Below are 18,929 nucleotides of genomic sequence, written 5' to 3'. Positions count from 1 at the left end.
AATTCAGACAACTCGGACTACCTGAGGCACCGCGGCGTCTGGTTTTACGACTGCTTCGCAGCCGAACGCAGGCTTCGCCAGCTGCTACAGGTATTGGGTATTCGTCACATTCTGAAAGCATGCCGTCCAGGCCATAGAACGGTTAGGATACCCGCCTGATTTTCCAGTCTTGCTATCGGAGTTGCCCATGAGCGTCGTCAATCGCGCAGCGGTGGAAGCCGTCCTTCGCCAATACACCGACCCTTATCTGAACCAGGACCCGGTCAGCGCCGGGTGCGTGCGCGGCATCGACATCCAGGGCGATCGCGTCAGCGTTCAGCTGGAGCTGGGTTATGCCGCCGGTCTGTTCAAAAGTGGCTGGTCGCAGATGCTGCAAATGGCGATCGAAGGCCTCGACGGCGTGACGAGCGCTCGCGTTGACATCACCAGTGTGATCGCCGCGCACAAGGCCCAGGCGCAGATTCCGGGCCTGGCCAACGTCAAGAACGTAGTGGCCGTAGCTTCCGGCAAGGGTGGAGTGGGCAAATCCACCACCGCCGCCAACCTCGCACTGGCCCTGGCCCGTGAAGGCGCCAAGGTCGGGATTCTCGACGCGGACATCTACGGTCCGAGCCAGGGCATCATGTTCGGCATCCCTGAAGGCACCCGACCGAAGGTCAAGGATCAGAAGTGGTTCGTGCCGATCGAATCCCATGGCGTCGAGGTGATGTCCATGGCTTTCCTGACCGACGACAACACCCCGATGGTCTGGCGCGGGCCAATGGTCTCCGGCGCGCTGTTGCAATTGGTCACGCAAACCGCCTGGGGCGATCTGGATTACCTGGTCATCGACATGCCGCCAGGCACCGGTGACATCCAGTTGACCCTCGCGCAGAAAGTCCCGGTGGCCGGTGCTGTCATCGTCACCACCCCGCAAGACCTGGCGCTGCTGGACGCGCGCAAAGGTGTGGAGATGTTCCGCAAGGTCAACATTCCGGTACTGGGCGTGGTGGAAAACATGGCCGTGCACATCTGCTCCAACTGCGGGCATGCCGAGCATCTGTTCGGTGAAGGTGGCGGGGTGAAGCTGGCCAATCAATACGGCGTCGAATTGCTGGCGTCGTTGCCGCTGGCAATGGCTATCCGCGAACAAGCCGATGGCGGCAAGCCAACGGTGATCGCCGAGCCGGACAGCCCGATTGCGCTGGTGTACCAGGAACTCGCCCGCCACGTCGGCGCGCGGATTGTGTTGCAGGAAGCGGCGACGCCGGCGATGCCGAATATTACCATCAGCGACGATTGATGATCTGAAACACAATCAACTGTGGGAGCTAGCCTGCTAGCGATAGCGGATTCGCATTCAACAAATATGTTGGCTGAACCACCGCAATCGCTAGCAGGCTAGCTCCCACATTGATCTATGGGGGCCTTAGATCCGCAACCCGCCATCCATTTCCAGAATCCGGCCGGTGTAGTAGTCGTTCTCGAAAATGTACGCCGCCGAATGGGCGATCTCTTCCGGTTTGCCCATGCGCTTGAGCGGAATCCCGGCCGTCATCTTCTCCAAGGCTTCAGGCTTCATGCCCAGCGTCATCTCGGTTTCGATAAAGCCCGGCGCAATGCCTGCCACGCGAATGCCATAACGCGCCAGTTCCTTGGCCCAGGTCACGGTCGCTGCGGCCACGCCAGCCTTGGCGGCGGAATAGTTGGTCTGGCCGACGTTGCCGGCACGGGAGATCGAGGAGATATTGATGATCGCGCCGCTGTTGTTCAGCTCGACCATTTTTGCCGCGACTTCACGGGTGCACAGGAACACGCCGGTCAGGTTGACGTCGATAACGGCCTGCCATTGGGCCAGGCTCATTTTGGTCATTTCGCCATCCTTGACCTTCAGCAGCAGGCCATCGCGCAGGATCCCGGCGTTGTTGATCAGGCCATGAATCGCGCCGAAATCTTCGGCCACCTGGGCGACCATGTGCGTCACTTGTTCTTCATTGGCGACGTTGCACAGGTAAGCCCGCGCCTCTACGCCCTTGGCTTTGCACGCCGCGACGGTGTCGTCGAGCTTTTCCTGGTTCAGGTCCACCAGCGCCAGCTTCGCGCCTTTACCCGCGAAATACTCGGCCATGGAACGGCCTAAACCCTGGCAACCGCCAGTAATAATGATTACTTTGTCAGTGAGTTGCATTCGCATGCCCCAATAGCAGGTTCAGAGTGGTTTCCTTCCTAGAGGGCCTCTCGATCTGCACCTGATGCGGCCTGGTTGCACATGAGAACTGCCCCGATGGCGTACTGGAACTTATCCCCAGGCGCCTGTCCGTTTTTTTGACGGATTCTATATAAGGAGTCATAAATTGAGCGTTGAAGCGGCCAAGAATGCCCGAGAATTGCTTCTCAAGGAATACCGTGGGGTGCTGTCGACGCACTCCAAGTCGATGCCCGGTTTCCCGTTTGGCTCCGTGGTTCCGTATTGCCTGGACGAGCAGGGCCGGCCCCTGATCCTGATCAGCCGCATCGCCCAGCACACCCACAATCTGCAGAAGGATCCGAAATGCTCGCTGTTTGTAGGCGAGCGCGAGGCCGACGATGTTCAAGCCGTTGGTCGCCTGACTTACCTCGCCGAAGCAGTAAAGCTCGAAGACGAAGCCGCGATCGAAGCGGCGGCCGAGCGTTACTACCGCTATTTCCCTGATTCGCAGAGCTACCACAAGGCCCACGATTTCGATTTCTGGGTACTCACGCCTGTGCGTCACCGCTACATCGGCGGTTTCGGCGCGATTCACTGGGTCGACCAAGTGACCTTGGCCAACCCGTTCGCCGGCAAGGCCGAACTGAGCATGGTCGAGCACATGAATGCCGATCACGCTAAAGCCATCGCCCATTACGTCGAACTGGCGGGGCTGCCGAAAACCGAGCCAGCGCAGCTGGCCGGCATCGACAGCGAAGGCATGCACCTGCGCATTGGCCAGGCCCTGTACTGGCTACCGTTCCAGGCAACCTGTAATACGCCGACACAAGTACGCGAAGCCTTGGTTTTCCTGGCTCACGCCGAGCATTGGCCGAAAAATGAAGTGGCCGACGCTTGAATTCACGAAACGGCGACGTCATCTAGGGAAGACTGGCAAGGCATTCTTGCGTTGAGGAACCATTTGATGCGCCCTTTTTTATTGCTCTTTGTACTGTTTCCGGTGTTGGAGCTGTTCGTATTCGTCAAGGTCAGCGGGGCGATCGGGTTTTTCCCGGCCCTGCTGCTGATCATTCTCGGCTCGATGCTCGGCGTGTTCGTGCTGCGGATCGCCGGTCTGGCTACCGCGTTGCGTGCTCGTGAAAGCCTGAACCGCGGCGAGCTGCCGGCCCAGACCATGCTGGAAGGTTTGATGCTGGCCTTGGCGGGCGGTCTGTTGATCCTGCCGGGCTTCGTCACTGACGTGCTGGGTCTGATCATGCTGCTGCCGATCTCCCGTCGACTGCTGGCCAATAAAATGCGCCAGCGCGCCGAAGAAGCGGCGATCCGTCAGCGTGCGTTTGCCGACGATCTTCAGCCACGTGGCGGTCCTGCTCCGCAGCAGCCACTGGGTCGTGAGCCCAACGTGATCGAAGGCGAGTACGAACACCGCGATTCCAAGTAAAGCGTTTCAGCTGCACGGCACCTTCGGGTGCCGTGTTCTTTTTCAGGGCATTGATGCAAAAAATTTCGATCCTCGCCCTTGTAATAAGCTTATGCGCCCTTATGTAACGGTCACCGCAAGGTTTCTGGCGATCATGCCAGACAGACTTCCGCGGTTCGCTTGACGAACCGCACCCGGCACCGCCGGATTTGTTAAACCCGCCGGGAATACACCGGCCGATGAAAACCACAATTAGGAGAGATCGACAATGAAGCTTCGTCCTCTGCATGACCGCGTCGTCGTCCGTCGCAGCGAAGAAGAAAAGAAAACCGCTGGCGGTATCGTCCTGCCAGGTTCGGCTGCTGAAAAGCCAAACCAGGGCGAAGTCCTCGCTGTAGGCCCAGGCAAAGTTCTGGACAACGGTGAAGTGCGTGCGCTGTCCGTAAAAGTGGGTGACAAGGTTGTGTTCGGCCCTTACTCCGGCAGCAACACTGTGAAAGTTGACGGCGAAGACCTGCTGGTTATCGGCGAGAGCGAAATCCTCGCTGTAGTCGAAGGCTGATTCCCCGCTCATTTTCCCGCTACTACAAAGTATTTAAGGAATATCGATCATGGCTGCTAAAGAAGTTAAATTCGGCGATTCCGCCCGTAAGAAAATGCTCGCCGGTGTGAACGTCCTGGCTGACGCAGTAAAAGCGACCCTGGGCCCTAAAGGCCGTAACGTGATCATCGAGAAGAGCTTCGGCGCTCCGACCATCACCAAGGACGGCGTGTCCGTTGCCAAAGAAATCGAGCTGAAAGATCGCTTCGAAAACATGGGCGCGCAGCTGGTCAAAGACGTTGCCTCCCGTGCCAACGATGACGCAGGCGACGGCACCACCACCGCTACCGTTCTGGCTCAATCGATCGTCAACGAAGGCCTGAAAGCCGTCGCTGCCGGCATGAACCCGATGGATCTGAAGCGCGGTATCGACAAAGCGACCATCGCGATCGTCAAAGAACTGAAAGCCCTGTCCAAGCCTTGCGCTGACACCAAGGCCATCGCTCAGGTCGGCACCATCTCGGCCAACTCCGACAGCTCCATCGGCGACATCATTGCCGAAGCCATGGAAAAAGTCGGTAAAGAAGGCGTGATCACCGTTGAAGAAGGCTCGGGCCTGGAAAACGAACTGTCGGTTGTTGAAGGCATGCAGTTCGACCGTGGCTACCTGTCCCCGTACTTCGTCAACAAGCCAGAGACCATGACTGCCGAGCTGGACGGTCCGCTGATCCTGCTGGTCGACAAAAAGATCTCGAACATCCGCGAAATGCTGCCAGTACTGGAAGCCGTTGCCAAAGCCGGCCGTCCACTGCTGATCGTGGCCGAAGACGTTGAAGGCGAAGCCCTGGCGACTCTGGTTGTGAACAACATGCGTGGCATCGTTAAAGTCGCAGCCGTCAAGGCTCCAGGCTTCGGCGACCGTCGCAAGGCCATGCTGCAGGACATCGCTGTCCTGACAGGCGGTACCGTTATCTCCGAAGAGATCGGTCTGAGCCTGGAAAGCACTACCCTGGAACACCTGGGTAATGCCAAGCGCGTGATCCTGTCCAAAGAAAACACCACCGTGATCGACGGCTCCGGCGTTGAAGCTGATATCCAGGCTCGCGTTCTGCAAATCCGTCAACAAGTGGCTGACACTTCGTCCGACTACGACCGTGAAAAACTGCAAGAGCGTCTGGCCAAGCTGTCCGGCGGCGTTGCAGTGATCAAGGTTGGCGCTGGTTCCGAAGTTGAAATGAAAGAGAAGAAAGCCCGCGTTGAAGACGCCCTGCACGCAACCCGTGCAGCCGTTGAAGAAGGCGTGGTACCTGGCGGCGGCGTGGCACTGGTTCGCGCTCTGCAGGCTATCTCCGAGCTGAAAGGCGACAACGATGACCAGAACGTTGGCATCCAGTTGCTGCGTCGCGCTGTTGAAGCGCCACTGCGCCAGATCGTTGCCAACTCCGGCGACGAGCCAAGCGTAGTGGTCGACAAGGTCAAGCAGGGTTCGGGTAACTACGGTTACAACGCTGCGACCGGTGAATACGGCGACATGATCGAAATGGGTATCCTGGACCCGGCTAAAGTGACTCGTTCGGCTCTGCAAGCGGCTTCGTCGATTGCCAGCCTGATGATCACCACCGAAGCCATGATCGCCGAGATCAAGGAAGACGGCCCAGCTGGTGGCGGCATGCCAGACATGGGCGGTATGGGCGGCATGGGCGGCATGATGTAAGCCAGCCTTACCCCGTACAAGCTTACCCCTATAAAAAGCCCCGCCGGCGATGAGCCGGCGGGGTTTTTTATTGCCTTCATTTTGGTATGTCAGAAGACAGAGGCGCGGCCATCGCGGGCAAGCCCGCTCCCACAGGATCGCATCAATCCTGTGGGAGCGGGCTTGCCCGCGATGACGTCAGATCAAGCGCTGACAGGTTCTGTCTTGGTGACTTGATCAGCCTTCGCCTCCGGGCGATACAGGATGTAGTAATACGACCCCAGACAAATCAACCAGCAAAAAATCGCCGTCCAGACGTTATGCGAAAAAAAGTGCGCCCCCTGCATCATCCGGCTCACCGAAAACACCGTCCCCAGTGCAAACGCAAACACAAATGCCTGGCGCGCCAGACGCGGACGCCGGTCACGCAATACAAAGAACAGCGCAAACAGCGTAAACCCGGTTGCCGCATGACCCCCGGGCCAGCAACGGCCAGGCTTGTCGGTGGGCGGGCGCGGGCTGAGCAGTTCGCTGTAGGTTTCGTGGCCGCCGAATTGCTCGAGACTCCACGGGCATTGCACCGCTGTTACCGCTTTGACCGGCGTCACGAACGAGGTCGCCAGCGCCAGAGACAACACCAGGCAGCCCAGTTCACGTTTGAACGGTTTGAGCCTGTCCACGAAAAAGGCGCCAATAAAGCCGAAGATGGCAAACACCGAAAACGCGATGACCACTTGCTTGGCGCGGTCATGCAGAATGTTTTCAAGGAAGTAACTGTGGCGCCCGATGAAATCCCCGGCGACCGGGTCGTAGGACAGCTTGGCCAGGTCCAAGTCCAAAGACGTCAGTTCAAGCAGCACCAAAATGATCGCTGTGATAGCGGGCACACCCAGGCACACCCAGAAATTGAGCGGTCTGGAAGCGGGGCGGGCAGCGGTCGAAGCCATGGCAATTCCTTGGTCGGTGAAGGGTTCTGGAGAGCGCATCCGCGCGGAGTCTGAGCCCGGTGCTGTCGTCAACGTGTGAATCGATAGTGAAAAACTTGTTAAGCCGTCATCGGCTTTTTCTTTCCGATTTACAACTGCACGCAGTCCTAGCCCTGAGCCACACTTGGCCTTAAGCTGCGCGGGCCACGACGGCCGTTACTGTGTACGGAGGAGGTGCCCATGCGAATTCTATTGGTTGAAGACAACCGCGATATCCTGGCCAATCTGGCCGATTACCTGGGGCTCAAAGGCTACACCGTGGATTGCGCGCAGGACGGTTTGTCGGGCCTGCACTTGGCGGCCACCGAGCACTACGACTTGATCGTGCTCGACATCATGTTGCCCGGCATCGACGGCTACACCCTGTGCAAACGCCTGCGCGAAGACGCCCGCCGTGACACGCCGGTGATCATGCTCACCGCGCGCGATCAGCTGGACGACCGGTTGCAGGGCTTCAAGTCCGGTGCCGATGACTACCTGATCAAGCCGTTCGCCCTGTCCGAACTGGCGGCGCGCATCGAGGCGGTCATGCGTCGTGCCCAGGGTGGCGGTCGTCGAACCTTGCAGGTTGGCGATCTGAGCTACGACCTCGACACCCTGGAGGTGACCCGCGAAGGTCGTCTGCTGAAACTCAACCCGGTCGGGTTGAAGTTGCTGGCCGTGCTGATGCAGAAAAGCCCGCATGTACTGCGCCGCGAAATTCTCGAAGAAGCCCTGTGGGGCGATGACTGCCCGGACAGCGACAGCTTGCGCAGCCACGTCCATCAATTGCGTCAGGTGATCGACAAGCCATTCGCCAAGCCCTTGCTGCACACCGTGCACGGTGTGGGTTATCGCTTGGCCGAGGGTCGTGATGGAGTTTAAGCAGAGCCTTGCCCAGCGGATCATCATCGCCTTTGCGTTGATGAGCGCACTGGTGGCAGGCGCCTTCGCCATGGGCATCGTGGCGACCGTGCACCTGGTGGAAGAAAAGCTGATTTCGGCCGGGTTGGGCGGCGATTTGCAACGTCTGTTGCTGATGGACAGCGTCTCGGACTGGAGCCATCGCCCCGAGCCGGACCAGCTGTTCTATTTCAGCGGAGGGCCAGGGGATTTCGAGTTGCCCAAGGATTTGCGGCACCTGGACTCCGGCTTTCACGAGGTCTTTCGCGAGCAGCTGTCGTATCACGCGATGGTCGAAATCGTCGATGGCCGGCGTTACGTACTGCTTCAGGACCAAAGCGATTTCGAAGAGCGTGAGCGGGTGCTGTTTGCCGTGGTGCTGGTGGGCTTCGTGCTGAGCCTGGCGCTGGCGGTCTTTCTCGGCTGGGTCCTGGCGCGCAAAGTGATGGCCCCAGTGGTGCGGCTGGCCCGCCAGGTGCGTCATCGCGATCAATTGCTGGGTCTGGCGCCGCCTCTGGCACCGGATTATGCCGCCGACGAAGTGGGTGAGCTGGCCGTTGCCTTCGACGCCACCCTTGGTCGTTTGCGCCAGGCGTTGACCCGTGAGCGATTGTTTACCAGTGACGTCAGCCACGAACTGCGCACGCCGTTGATGGTGCTGGCCAGTTCCTGTGAGCTGCTGTTGGAAAACCCCGGTATCGATCAGCGTGGTCGAGCCCAGGTCGAGCGAATCGCCCGCGCGTGCGCAGAGATGCGCGAGTTGGTGCAAACGTTTCTGATGTTGGCCCGGACCCAGCGCGAAGACGCCAGCATTGCGCCGCAGCAGTCGCTGAGTCAGGTCGCCGATGGGCTGCTCAACCAGTGGCGCGAACCGATTGAAGCCAAGGGCCTGAATTTGATCTTCGAGCCGGGCAATCCGCTTGACACCTGCTACAACGCAACGCTCTTGCACGCCGTCATGGGCAACCTGTTGCGTAACGCACTGCATTACACCGAACACGGGTTTATCCGCTTGACCCTCTCGGCCACAGGTTTCACGGTCGAGGACAGCGGCGTGGGCATTCCCGAGGAAAAACGCGAGGCAATGTTCGAACCTTTCGTGCGCGGCAGCGAAAAGCGCGGCGAGGGCCTGGGGCTTGGGCTGTCATTGGTGCAGCGGATCTGCGAGAACCAGGGCTGGAACGTCAGCCTGACCAACATGGAACCCCATGGCTGTCGTTTTGAGGTGGCGTTGAGTCAAGAATAGAGGTGCCCAAAGCTAAAGGCTCGGCTCGTGACTGTCGTCCTGAAAAACCTTGAAATGATTGCGTGTTTACATGACAATTTTTTCACAAAGGCATGACCTGACGCTGACACTACGCTACATAAGGTAGATGTCATCAGAAGTACAGGAGACCTTGATGATGGACGGCCCGATCAAACTAGATTTTTCCGAAAAATACGACGACCAGCACGCTCAACGATACTTGCAAAAACATCAGGATGGCCTCGGCCGTCGACTGTCCCACTGGCGTGACGAGCAGCTGGCGCGAAAGGCGCTGGCGCTGGTCGGTGAGCCTGGGCTGGTCCTGGATTTGCCTTGTGGCGCGGGGCGTTTCTGGCCATTGCTGGCGGAAAAGGCCAATCGCGCGATCATCGGGGCCGACAACTCCGAGTCAATGCTGAAAATTGCCACCCAGGCGCAACCTGCCGACGTCGTAAAACGGGTACAACCCTTGCACACGTCTGCATTCGACATTGCCTTACCCGATAACGCCGTCGACAGCATTTTCTGCATGCGCTTGCTGCATCACATCGGTGAAGCCGAGCATCGACTGGCCATTCTGCGAGAATTTGAACGAGTCACGCGTGACAGCGTGATCCTTTCGTTGTGGGTGGACGGTAATTTCAAAGCCTGGAAACGCAAGCGCTCAGAGCGGCGGCGTGGGCAGGAAGGTTATCAAAACCGATTTGTGTTACCGGCGGCCACGGTAGAAAAGGAATTCGAACAGGCAGGGTTTCGTATCCAGGAACAACTGGACTTTTTACCGCTCTATGCCATGTGGCGAGTTTACGTATTACGCAAGAGGTAACAGGATGGCAGTGCAATGTGCAGCAGAAACGGATGTCGCTTCTCAGGACCGCTTCGACTATTTCTGGAATCAGCGCGGTGAATGGGTAGAAGAACCCAACGTCCGTCGCGGTGGAGAAAGTGGCGTGGAGCGTGTCATGGGCAGTGATGGCCAGCTGCTCTACGCCAAGCGGCAGACCGGGCATATCTATCGCAGCTGGCAGCACCCGTTCGGCCGCCCGACTGTGTTGCGCGAGCAAGATGCGCTCATTGGCCTGCGCGCGCTTGATGTGCGAGTTCCGGAAATCGTTTTCTGCGGCGCACAGCGCGACCCTGTGCACAAATGGCGCGCATTGCTGGTGACCAAGTCGCTGGACGGCTTTGAGGAACTCGAACACTGGTACGCCGGCGGCGGTCGCGAGCGCCACGGCGAGGTGGTGCATGATCGCGTCTTGAAGGAACTGGCCGACAATCTGGCCCGCATGCACAAGGGCCGTTGGCAGCACAGCTGCATCTACATCAAGCACGTATTCGTGCGGGTTACCGCCGAAGATGACACGGCTAACGTCGAGATTGCCTTGATCGACCTGGAGAAATGCCGACAGCGTTTGACCGCCTATCGGGCAGCCGCCCATGACCTGAAGCAACTGCGTCGCCACTCGTCGTTCAGCACGACAGACTGGCGCAAACTCGTCTATTTTTATGAGACGGCGTTTGGCAGCGCTATCAAAGGTTTATAGCAATGAAACTAGAAATTGCACGAGGTGTTTTTTTCATAGGAGCCTTGGCAGTTGCTTCATTGGCGGTGGCGGCGTGGGAGCAGCCCCGCACGCAAGTCCTCAGTTCAGTGAGCGCTGATGATCACTGTCCGTTGCCACGGGTTGCCAAGGCATCCGTGGCATCCCAACCCGATCATGATTTATTGCTGTTCATGTTCGGACTTTCTCAGGGAATGAGGCCACAGAGTTGAACAGATTGAAGCCGAAAAAAAAGGCCTCGCCTAAAATGCGAGGCCTTTTTTTGTGCCCGAACTTAAAGCCTTGCACCAGACCAATGTGGGAGCCAGCCTGCTGGCGATAGCGGTCCGCCATTCAGCGCTGTGTTGAATGACACACCGCCATCGCCAGCAGGCTGGCTCCCACAGGGGTTACTGGTGTTCCTTAGCATCGTGTTTGGCTAGAAGGGTATAGATGCACGGCAGTACAAACAGCGTGAACAACGTGCCGATCGACATCCCCGTTGCGATCACCATGCCGATATCGAACCGGCTGACCGCACCCGCACCCGTGGCAATGATCAACGGCACCATACCGAACACCATCGCCGCCGTGGTCATCAACACCGGACGCAGCCGAATCGCCGCCGCTTCTTCCACCGCCTCGCGCGGAGTCAGCCCCTTTTCTTTGCGCAGCTGGTTGGCGAACTCGACGATCAAGATGCCGTGCTTGCTGATCAGCCCGATCAAGGTCACCAGCCCCACCTGGGTATAAATGTTCATGCTCGACCAACCCAGGAACAGCGGAATCAACGCGCCGCAGATCGACAGCGGCACCGTCACCAGGATCACCAGCGGATCACGGAAGCTTTCGAACTGGGCCGCCAGCACCAGGAAAATGATCGCCAGCGCCAGGGCGAAGGTCACCCACAGCGCGCTGCCTTCCTGAACGTATTGCCGCGACGCGCCGGCGTAGTCCATGGCAAATCCGGCCGGCGCTTCTTCCAGTGTGATCTGCCGCACGCTGTCGATGGCTTCACCCATGCTGACCAGCGGGACCCCAGACAGAATGGCTGAGTTAAGTTGCTGGAACTGGTTCAGCTGCCGTGGTCGCGCGCGGTCGGTGACGGTGATCAGGGTCGACAGGGCCAGCAGTTCGCCCTGAGTGTTCTTCACGTAATAGTTGTTCAACCAGTCCGGGTTGTCCCGGAAAGCTCGTTCGACCTGAGCGATGACTTTGTAGCTGCGACCCTCAATGGTGAAACGGTTGATCTCCGCCTGTCCCAGCAACGTCGCCAGTGTTCCACCGAGGTCCTGCATGGACACGCCCATCTGCGCAGCCTTGGCACGGTCGATATCCACGACGACTTCGGGTTTGTCGAAGGCCAGGTCGACGTCGACGAAGGCGAACTTACCGGACTCCATCGCCCGTTTTTTCACCCGGTCCATCACTTGCAGCAGCGCTTCGTAATCGTTGGCCGTGTTGATCACGAACTGAAACGGCAACCCTTCGCCAGTGCCGGGCAGGGAGGGCAGGTTGAAACCGAAGATCTGCAAACCCGAGATGCTCTCCAGTTTGCGCTGGACCTCGGGCAGGATTGCCATCTGCGTGCGGTCGCGTTCGTTCCACGGTTTGAGCAGGAAACCCCCGATCCCCGATTGCACGCCGCTGAATCCATTGATCTGGAATGAGGAGTAGTACTCGGGAAACTCCTTGAAGATCGTGATGAATTCGTCGGTGTAGGTGTTCAGGTAGTCGAGGTTGGCCGGTTGCGGGGCGTTGGCCAGCATGAAAATGATGCCCTGATCCTCGTCGGGCGCCAGTTCCGACTTGGTGAACTTGAGCAGCACCGGAATCAGGCACAGCACGATCACCGCAAACACCAGCACTACCGGCCGAGTGTTGAGGGTGCCGTGGAGCATGCTTTGGTAGCGGCGCTTGAGGCCTTCGAAAATCAGGTCCAGGCGATGAGCCAGACCGCTCGGGTTTTCATCGTGGCGCAGGAGCAGGGCGCACATCATCGGCGACAGGGTCAGTGCGACCACACCGGAGATCACCACCGCGCCGGCCAGCGTAAGGGCGAATTCCTTGAACAACGCCCCCGTGAGCCCGGTCAGGAAACCGATGGGTGCATAAACCGCCGCCAGGGTGATGGTCATCGAGACCACCGGCATGGCGATCTCCCGGGCGCCCTCGAGGGCCGCATCCAGCGGCGTCTTGCCTTCCTCGATGTGCCGGTGAATGTTTTCCACCACCACAATGGCATCGTCCACCACCAACCCGATGGCCAGCACCATCGCCAGCAGGGTCAGCAAGTTGATCGAGTACCCCATCATCTGCATGAAGAACATCACGCCGATCATCGACAGCGGAATGGTCACCACCGGGATCACCACCGAACGCAGCGCCCCGAGAAACAGAAACACCACCACGATCACGATCAGCACGGCTTCGAAGAGGGTTTTCACCACTTCATCGATCGAGGCCTGGATGAACAGCGTGGCGTCGTAGGCAATTTCACCCTTGAGGTTGGGCGGCAGCTGGGCTTCCAGGTCCGGCATGATCTTGCGCACTTCCTTGATCACGTCCAGCGGGTTGGCGCCCGGCGTGGCCTTTATACCGATGTACACCGAGGGTGTCCCACCGAAGGAACTGATGGAATCGTAGTTTTCCGCGCCCATCTCGACCCGCGCAACATCGCTGAGCAGCACGCGACTGTCGCCATCGACCTTGAGCGGAATCGCGGCAAACGCTTCGGCGGATTTCAGCTCGGTGTTGGCATTGATGCTGGTGACGACGTACTCGCCTTTCACTTCACCGGCGGCGGAAAGGAAGTTGTACTGGCGCACCGCGTTGGTCACGTCGCTGGCGCTCAGGCCGAAACCGGCCAGCTTCACCGGGTCCAGCCACAGACGCATGGCGAACACCTGGTTGCCGAGAATCTCGGCTTCAGCCATGCCCGGCAGGGTCGCCAGTTTCGGCTGGATGACCCGCGACAAGTAATCCGTAATCTGCGGGTTGCTCAGCTCCTTGCTGAAGAAACTGATGTACATCAGTGCCGAGGCGTCAGCCGCTTCCTTGCTCAGCACCGGGTCTTCGGCGTCCTGAGGCAGCTGGTTTTTCACCTCGTTGGCCTTGGCCAGCAGCTCGGTGAACAAGCGGTCGCTGTTGGAACCGATGCGCGCGTAGATCGAGATCACCGAGAAGTTCTGGCGACTGACCGAGGTCATGTAGTCGATGCCCTCGGCGCTGGCCAGGCTTTGCTGCATCGGTTGGGTGATATAGCCCTGAATGGTTTCGGCGTTGGCCCCGGGGTACGCCGTGGTCACCGTGATCAGGGCGTTTTCCATTTGCGGGTATTGGCGCAGCGGCAGCTTGCTCCAAGCCTGGAAGCCCAGCAGCACAATCAACAGGCTGACCACGGTGGCGAGCACCGGGCGGCGGATGAACGGGTCAGTAAAAGCCATGTGGATTCCTTGATCAGTCAACGCGAGGCTGACTGCTCTTCTCGGCTAGGGTCTTGTCGTCGCTGATGGCAATGTGTGCGCCGTTGTCCAGTTTGATCTGACCGGCCGTGACCACTTTTTCGCCGTTCTGCACGCCTTTGGTAATCATCACCAGCCCGTCGCGGCGCTCGCCGGTTTCGATGAAACGCCGTTCGGCGATCAGGATCGGCTGGCCTTTGTCGTCTTTTTCGAGGCTGCCGTCTTCGGCTTTTTTCTGCGCGACGACGTAGAGCGAGTTGCCGTACAACGTGTACGTGATCGCGCTTTCCGGCACGACGATGCGCAGCTGAGGGTCGGGCAGCATCACTTGCAGGCTGGCGAACATGCCCGGCAGCAGTTTGCCGTCAGGGTTGGCCAGGGTCGCGCGAACCTGCACGTTGCGGGTGCTGTTTTCGACTTTCGGGTTGATGGCGCTGATGGTGCCGGGGAAGGTCTGTGTCGGATAGGCCGAGACAATGATCTGCACCGACTGGCCGATGCCGATCTTCGGCACCGACTGCTCGGGCACGAAGAAGTCGACGTAGAGGCTGCTGAGGTCTTGCAGGGTGGCAATCATGGTGCCGCTGGCCACGTAGTCGCCGACGTCCACCTGACGAATACCGATGGTGCCGCTGAACGGGGCGAGAATGCGCTTTTTCGCCAGCGATGCCTTGAGCTGGTTGACCGTGGCCTGATCCTTTTTCATGATCGCCGTGAGTCGGTCGAACTCACCTTTGGAGATCGCCTGGCTGCCCACCAGTTGGCTGCCGCGGTTGTAATTCACTGTCGACAGCCCGAGGTCCGCCATCGCGGTTTCCAGCAAAGCCTTTTCCACGCCGCTGTCGAGCTGCACGATCGGCTGGCCGGCCTTGACCTGCTGCCCGGACTCGAACTGCACATCCATGACGGTGCCGGCGATTTCCAGGCTCAGGTCAACCCCTTGCAGCGCCTTGAGGGTGCCAACGGACGGCAAGCGGGCTTGCCACGGGCGTTCGGCGGCAGTGGTCGCGGCGACACTGATCGGCGGTTTCGGCGCGGAAAAGCCTTGAATCATCGTGTAGATGGAGAAGGCTTTGTAACCGGCCAGGACCAGCACGATCAGCAGAACAACACCCAACATGATCAGCATGCGGCGACGCAGCATATTTCCACTTCCTTGGAGAAAATCAGGTGAGACAGTGGGGCACATTACTCCGAGTGTGGCAGTGAATCCAACTGCCACTTATTACAGGATGGCGCAAAACCCGTAGGAGCGAAGCTTGCTCGCGAAAGCGGTGTATCAGTCAGCATTTAAGTTGGCCGACATACCGCTTTCGCGAGCAAGCTTCGCTCCTACAAGGGCGGGGGTATCAGATCAGGTGGAGGTGGTTGTCCCAGAGCCCTGCGGGTAGCTCCAGCGGTTTTGCAACCAGATTTGTCTGGCGGCAATCGTAGTACCGGCAGCGTCCCTGACCCGAGGTCACGACAAACCCATCCTCTACCGCGCCAACCCCGGCGCAATCGGGAAGCGGCGCATCCAGGCGCACTTCGCCGCTGTCCATGTCCCAGATGAAAAAGCGGTTGCCGCGCGGCGCGGTCAACGCGACCAGCCGCAACTCACTGTGGACCGCAACGCTGGCGGTGTAATGCCCCATCGCCTGCAACTGATGCTCCGGCACCGGAAACGCCACGAACGGTTGGCCGGGACGTTTGATCGCCAGCAATTCCGAAGACTCGTGAGACGGCCCCATGAATTGCTGACCCGCGACGATGGTGCCATCGCTGGCGATCCCCAGATGACGCACGCTGTTCATCTGCTGGGCGAGGGTGTCCTTGCTGAGCAGCGTGCCGTCCCGTTGCATCAGCACCAGGCTCGGCTCCATGGCGTTGAGGTTCATCTCGACCCGGCTTTCAGCCTCGGTGCGAATGCCGCCGTTGGCCACCACCAGCGTCTCGCCATCCGGCATCCACGACACCTGATGCGGGCCGATGCCATGGGTGGAAATCTCGCCGCTGTGCACCAGCCGTTCACCTTCGAACTTATACACACCTAGCAGTCCGCGACCCGGATCAGAGGTGTCGTTCTCGGTGGCGTACAGCCAGTCGCCGCTCTTGTGAATCACCGCGTGACCATAGAAGTGTCGGTTCGGCAGCGAGGCCACGGTTTGCAGCAGCGTGCCGTCGCGCAGGTCGATCAGGTAACTCTCGGTGCCCGGACGCCGGGCAACAAACAGCGCGATCGGCAGCGTCGGGTGGTTGATGATGTCGTGGCAACGCTGGCCGACCTGAGTGGCGAACACCCGGGTGCCGTCCAGCCGATAACCGACGGCGTAATGCTTGCCGTCGCCATCATCCCGCGCCGAAAGCAGCAGCGGGCTCTTGTCCTTTTGCTTGAACAGCGTCCAGCCGCCCAGTGTCACTGCTCCCAGCAGCAAACTACCTAAAGTCAGAGCCTGACGTCGCAGCATGGCACTCGCCCTCATCAGTCACCGTCGTTGGCGTTGAAGCCCAGTTGGATGCCCAGCGCCTTGGCCAGTTCGCCTTCGTGCAGGCGATGGACGACGTTGAGGCTGTCGTAGATATCGTTGAGTTGCTGGCGACCAGCGTCCTCGTTGAGCATCTCGGTCAGCGGGCGCTGATTGCTGGCGAACAGTTTCAGGGACGCGGCATAAGCGGCATCGATCTTGTCGGCCAACGGTTTCTGCTCGCTCGGCAACAGGCCGCGCAGGCCTTTGTTGTCGACGCCTTCCCAGACGGTTTTGGCGGCAGCGAGGCTGGCTTCAAGGCCGGTCAGGGACGACTGGCTGCGCCATGCATCGGCCTGGAACGGTTGCGGCACGCCCTTGCTCTGGCGGCCCATCGGCGTGCCGAGTTTTTTCTTCAAGGTGTCGAGGGCGGTGACCTGGACACGCAGCAGATCGGCGATGGCTTCGTGGGAGTCGGCGTAACGCTGGTTGGGGAATTTGCTCATCTGCGCGAGCATGCCGTCGGTGTTGTTCCAGCTTTGCAGAATCTCTTCGGCCAGCAGTTTCTGACGCTCGCCAATCGCCTTCAGCAGCGGGCAGTACTTGGCTTTTTGTGCGTCGTTGGCCACGTCCGGCTTGCTGTCGAACAGGATGTATTCATAGGCCGAGAGGCCTTGCACCACGACGCTGGACTTGGCCAGGGCGGCGGCGTCGATCTGCGGCTGCGCGGTGACCAGTTGCTCGACCTGACGGCCAACGAGGTTTTTCTTGTCCGGCCAGAACTGCACCTGCCAGGCACGATTGCCTTCGGCCAGCGGCCCGATCAGCAGCGGTTGCAGCTCGGCCCAGGCTTTCTGCGCGTGCAGGAAGTCGGCGCGGGCGGTGTCGAGGTTTTCCTTGCCCTCGCAGTAGGCGAGTGCGCTGACAGCCAATTGGCGATCGGCTTCAACCCAACGGGTGTAAGTCGGCAGGATCACCGATTTGGCGATGGCGGCCGAGGTGACGGCTTGCGGGTCCTGTGGCGAGCAAGCGCCGAGGGCGAGTGCTGCAAGGCTGGTGAACAACAATTTGGGACGGAACATGTCGGGCTCCCGCTATGGAATACGTATTAAAGGGAATTCAAAAACGCCAGCAACGCAGCGCGCTGCTCGGCATTGAAAGACAAAACCTGTTGCTGGGCCGCTTGCGCTTCGCCGCCATGCCAGAGCACGGCTTCAAGCAGATTGCGCGCGCGGCCGTCATGCAAGAACTGGGTGTGGCCACTGACCGCCTGCGTCAGGCCGATGCCCCACAACGGCGGCGTGCGCCAGTCGCGGCCACTGGCCTGGAATTCGCTGCGGTTGTCGGCCAGACCGTCGCCCATGTCGTGCAGCAGCAGATCGCTGTAAGGGCGAATCACTTGATTGGCCAATTCAGGTTCTGCGGCGTTGGCGGCGGTGGTGTATTTCGGTGTGTGACAGGACTGGCAGCCGGCCTGGAAAAACAGGTTCTTGCCGGCCAGCACTTCGGGCGCGTTGACGTCGCGGCGGGCCGGTACGGCGAGGTTGCGGCTATAGAACAGCACCAGGCGCAGGATGTTATCGCTGACCTCCGGCTCACCATTCGGGCCGTTGCCATTGGGTGCCTGTTTGCAGGCGGTTTGTGCGTCGGTGCAGTCGTCGAAGGGGCGCAGGCTAGTGGTCAGGCCCATGTCGCCGGAAAACGCGTGAACGTTCTGCTGATTGAGGTTCGGTTGCCCGGCTTTCCAGCCGAATCGACCAAGCACGGTCTTCTGTTGCACGTCGTCCCAGACTCGGTTCGGACGTCCGGCGATGCCGTTTTTATCCTTGGCCTGCGCCTCGGCGTTGGCGAGGATCGCCTCGTCGGGGATGGCTTCGAGCAAGCCCAAGCCAATCATCGGCGGGGCCACGCGCGCCGAGAAACGGGTGTCGGGGTGCATCGGGCCGTAACCCAGCTGGGTGATGTTCAGGCTGGGCTTGCGTAACTCGATTTCGGTGCCGTCCTTGAAGCGGATCGGAACGGGTGTGTAGTCGACGCGCACTTTGCCTTCCGGGGTGACGCCGGGCACGGCCATGTCCTGGAACTGGCCGCCGTAGACCGGCTCGGGGACCACACCGAGCTGCTCGATGACCTTGGCATACGCCGGCGCGTCCGGGATCGACAGGCGCACCAGCATCGATACTGCGTTCACGGCATCGGGCGTCGGAGGATGACCGCGACCGTCCTTGATGTGGCAGCCCTGACAGGCGTTGGTATTGAACAGCGGACCGAGGCCGTCCCGGGCGGTAGTGGTCGACGGGGCGATCACCCAGGGGTTGCGGAAGAAGCTGTTGCCGACGCTGAAATCCACACGCCGTGACGGCGACAGGTTCGCGGAGGGCAGGGAGAAAGCGTTCTGATCGGTCTTGCGCACGGTCGCTGCGCCACCTGACCGGGCTTCACCGGGTTCGGCCTTGGTAAAACGCGGGGCGTCATCGCAGGCACTCAGGCCCAGGGCCAGAAACAGTGCGGACAAGCGAAGAAGCAGCGAGGGCATCAGACATCC

17 protein-coding genes are annotated in these 18,929 nt (G+C 59.8%); 10 read left to right on the top strand and 7 right to left on the bottom strand.

Going from position 1 to position 18,929, the window contains the following annotated elements:
* The first annotated feature begins 187 nt into the window (after positions 1–187).
* Positions 188–1,282 (top strand): iron-sulfur cluster carrier protein ApbC, encoded by a 1,095-nt coding sequence (apbC, locus tag ACYZT6_RS21005; RefSeq protein ID WP_438662431.1) that lies wholly within the window; start codon positions 188–190, stop codon positions 1,280–1,282.
* Positions 1,283–1,408: 126 nt separating this feature from the next.
* Here apbC and ACYZT6_RS21000 read toward each other — a convergent pair whose 3' ends face one another.
* Positions 1,409–2,167 (bottom strand): SDR family oxidoreductase, encoded by a 759-nt coding sequence (locus ACYZT6_RS21000; protein ID WP_077749886.1) that lies wholly within the window; start codon positions 2,165–2,167, stop codon positions 1,409–1,411.
* 166 nt (positions 2,168–2,333) lie between these two features.
* On the opposite strand from ACYZT6_RS21000, the gene ACYZT6_RS20995 reads away from it, so the two are divergent.
* From ACYZT6_RS20995 to groL, 4 genes are all read left to right on the top strand, one after another.
* Complete coding sequence (locus tag ACYZT6_RS20995) at positions 2,334–3,065, top strand: HugZ family pyridoxamine 5'-phosphate oxidase (protein ID WP_462028472.1); 732 nt, start codon at positions 2,334–2,336, stop codon at positions 3,063–3,065.
* Between the two features lie 66 nt (positions 3,066–3,131).
* A complete protein-coding gene (locus tag ACYZT6_RS20990) occupies positions 3,132–3,608 on the top strand; it encodes an FxsA family protein (RefSeq protein WP_462028471.1) in 477 nt (158 codons plus the stop codon).
* Between the two features lie 247 nt (positions 3,609–3,855).
* Positions 3,856–4,149, top strand: a complete 294-nt coding sequence (locus ACYZT6_RS20985) for a co-chaperone GroES (protein ID WP_007948593.1) — start codon at positions 3,856–3,858, stop codon at positions 4,147–4,149.
* A 49-nt stretch (positions 4,150–4,198) separates the two neighbouring features.
* Complete coding sequence (gene groL, locus ACYZT6_RS20980) at positions 4,199–5,842, top strand: chaperonin GroEL (protein ID WP_008009270.1); 1,644 nt, start codon at positions 4,199–4,201, stop codon at positions 5,840–5,842.
* 182 nt (positions 5,843–6,024) lie between these two features.
* On the opposite strand, the gene ACYZT6_RS20975 is transcribed toward groL, so the two are convergent.
* On the bottom strand, positions 6,025–6,768 hold the full coding sequence (locus tag ACYZT6_RS20975; RefSeq protein ID WP_462028470.1) for a phosphatase PAP2 family protein: 744 nt from the start codon (positions 6,766–6,768) through the stop codon (positions 6,025–6,027).
* Between the two features lie 219 nt (positions 6,769–6,987).
* On the opposite strand from ACYZT6_RS20975, the gene colR reads away from it, so the two are divergent.
* The 5 genes from colR to ACYZT6_RS20950 all read left to right on the top strand — a co-directional run bounded on the left by colR (position 6,988) and on the right by ACYZT6_RS20950 (position 10,709).
* Positions 6,988–7,671: a two-component system response regulator ColR gene (gene colR / locus ACYZT6_RS20970; RefSeq protein ID WP_064679461.1), complete on the top strand. Its 684-nt coding sequence runs from the start codon at positions 6,988–6,990 to the stop codon at positions 7,669–7,671.
* Positions 7,661–8,935, top strand: coding sequence for a sensor histidine kinase (locus ACYZT6_RS20965; protein WP_462028469.1), 1,275 nt, complete (start codon positions 7,661–7,663; stop codon positions 8,933–8,935). The genes colR and ACYZT6_RS20965 overlap by 11 nt, the downstream gene beginning before the upstream one ends.
* Before the next feature lie 157 nt (positions 8,936–9,092).
* Entirely contained in the window at positions 9,093–9,761 is a 669-nt protein-coding gene (locus ACYZT6_RS20960) for a class I SAM-dependent methyltransferase (RefSeq protein ID WP_462029992.1), read from the top strand.
* 4 nt (positions 9,762–9,765) lie between these two features.
* Positions 9,766–10,479, top strand: a complete 714-nt coding sequence (locus ACYZT6_RS20955; protein WP_462028468.1) for a lipopolysaccharide kinase InaA family protein — start codon at positions 9,766–9,768, stop codon at positions 10,477–10,479.
* 2 nt (positions 10,480–10,481) lie between these two features.
* Positions 10,482–10,709, top strand: coding sequence for a hypothetical protein (locus ACYZT6_RS20950; protein WP_462028467.1), 228 nt, complete (start codon positions 10,482–10,484; stop codon positions 10,707–10,709).
* Between the two features lie 177 nt (positions 10,710–10,886).
* Here ACYZT6_RS20950 and ACYZT6_RS20945 read toward each other — a convergent pair whose 3' ends face one another.
* The 5 genes from ACYZT6_RS20945 to ACYZT6_RS20925 all read right to left on the bottom strand — a co-directional run bounded on the left by ACYZT6_RS20945 (position 10,887) and on the right by ACYZT6_RS20925 (position 18,920).
* Positions 10,887–13,922, bottom strand: coding sequence for a multidrug efflux RND transporter permease subunit (locus ACYZT6_RS20945; protein WP_462028466.1), 3,036 nt, complete (start codon positions 13,920–13,922; stop codon positions 10,887–10,889).
* 13 nt (positions 13,923–13,935) lie between these two features.
* Positions 13,936–15,084 (bottom strand): efflux RND transporter periplasmic adaptor subunit, encoded by a 1,149-nt coding sequence (locus tag ACYZT6_RS20940; protein WP_462028465.1) that lies wholly within the window; start codon positions 15,082–15,084, stop codon positions 13,936–13,938.
* Between the two features lie 205 nt (positions 15,085–15,289).
* Positions 15,290–16,387 (bottom strand): DUF1513 domain-containing protein, encoded by a 1,098-nt coding sequence (locus tag ACYZT6_RS20935; protein WP_462028464.1) that lies wholly within the window; start codon positions 16,385–16,387, stop codon positions 15,290–15,292.
* 14 nt (positions 16,388–16,401) lie between these two features.
* The gene (locus ACYZT6_RS20930) at positions 16,402–17,466 is read right to left on the bottom strand and encodes an imelysin family protein (protein ID WP_462028463.1); all 1,065 of its coding nucleotides are present in this window, start codon (positions 17,464–17,466) and stop codon (positions 16,402–16,404) included.
* A 26-nt stretch (positions 17,467–17,492) separates the two neighbouring features.
* Entirely contained in the window at positions 17,493–18,920 is a 1,428-nt protein-coding gene (locus ACYZT6_RS20925; protein ID WP_462028462.1) for a di-heme oxidoreductase family protein, read from the bottom strand.
* Positions 18,921–18,929 lie beyond the last annotated feature (9 nt).

Source organism: Pseudomonas sp. RT6P73 (assembly GCF_054897715.1).
Note: the sequence above shows the minus strand (reverse complement) of the source record. Positions and strands in the feature narration are given on the sequence as shown.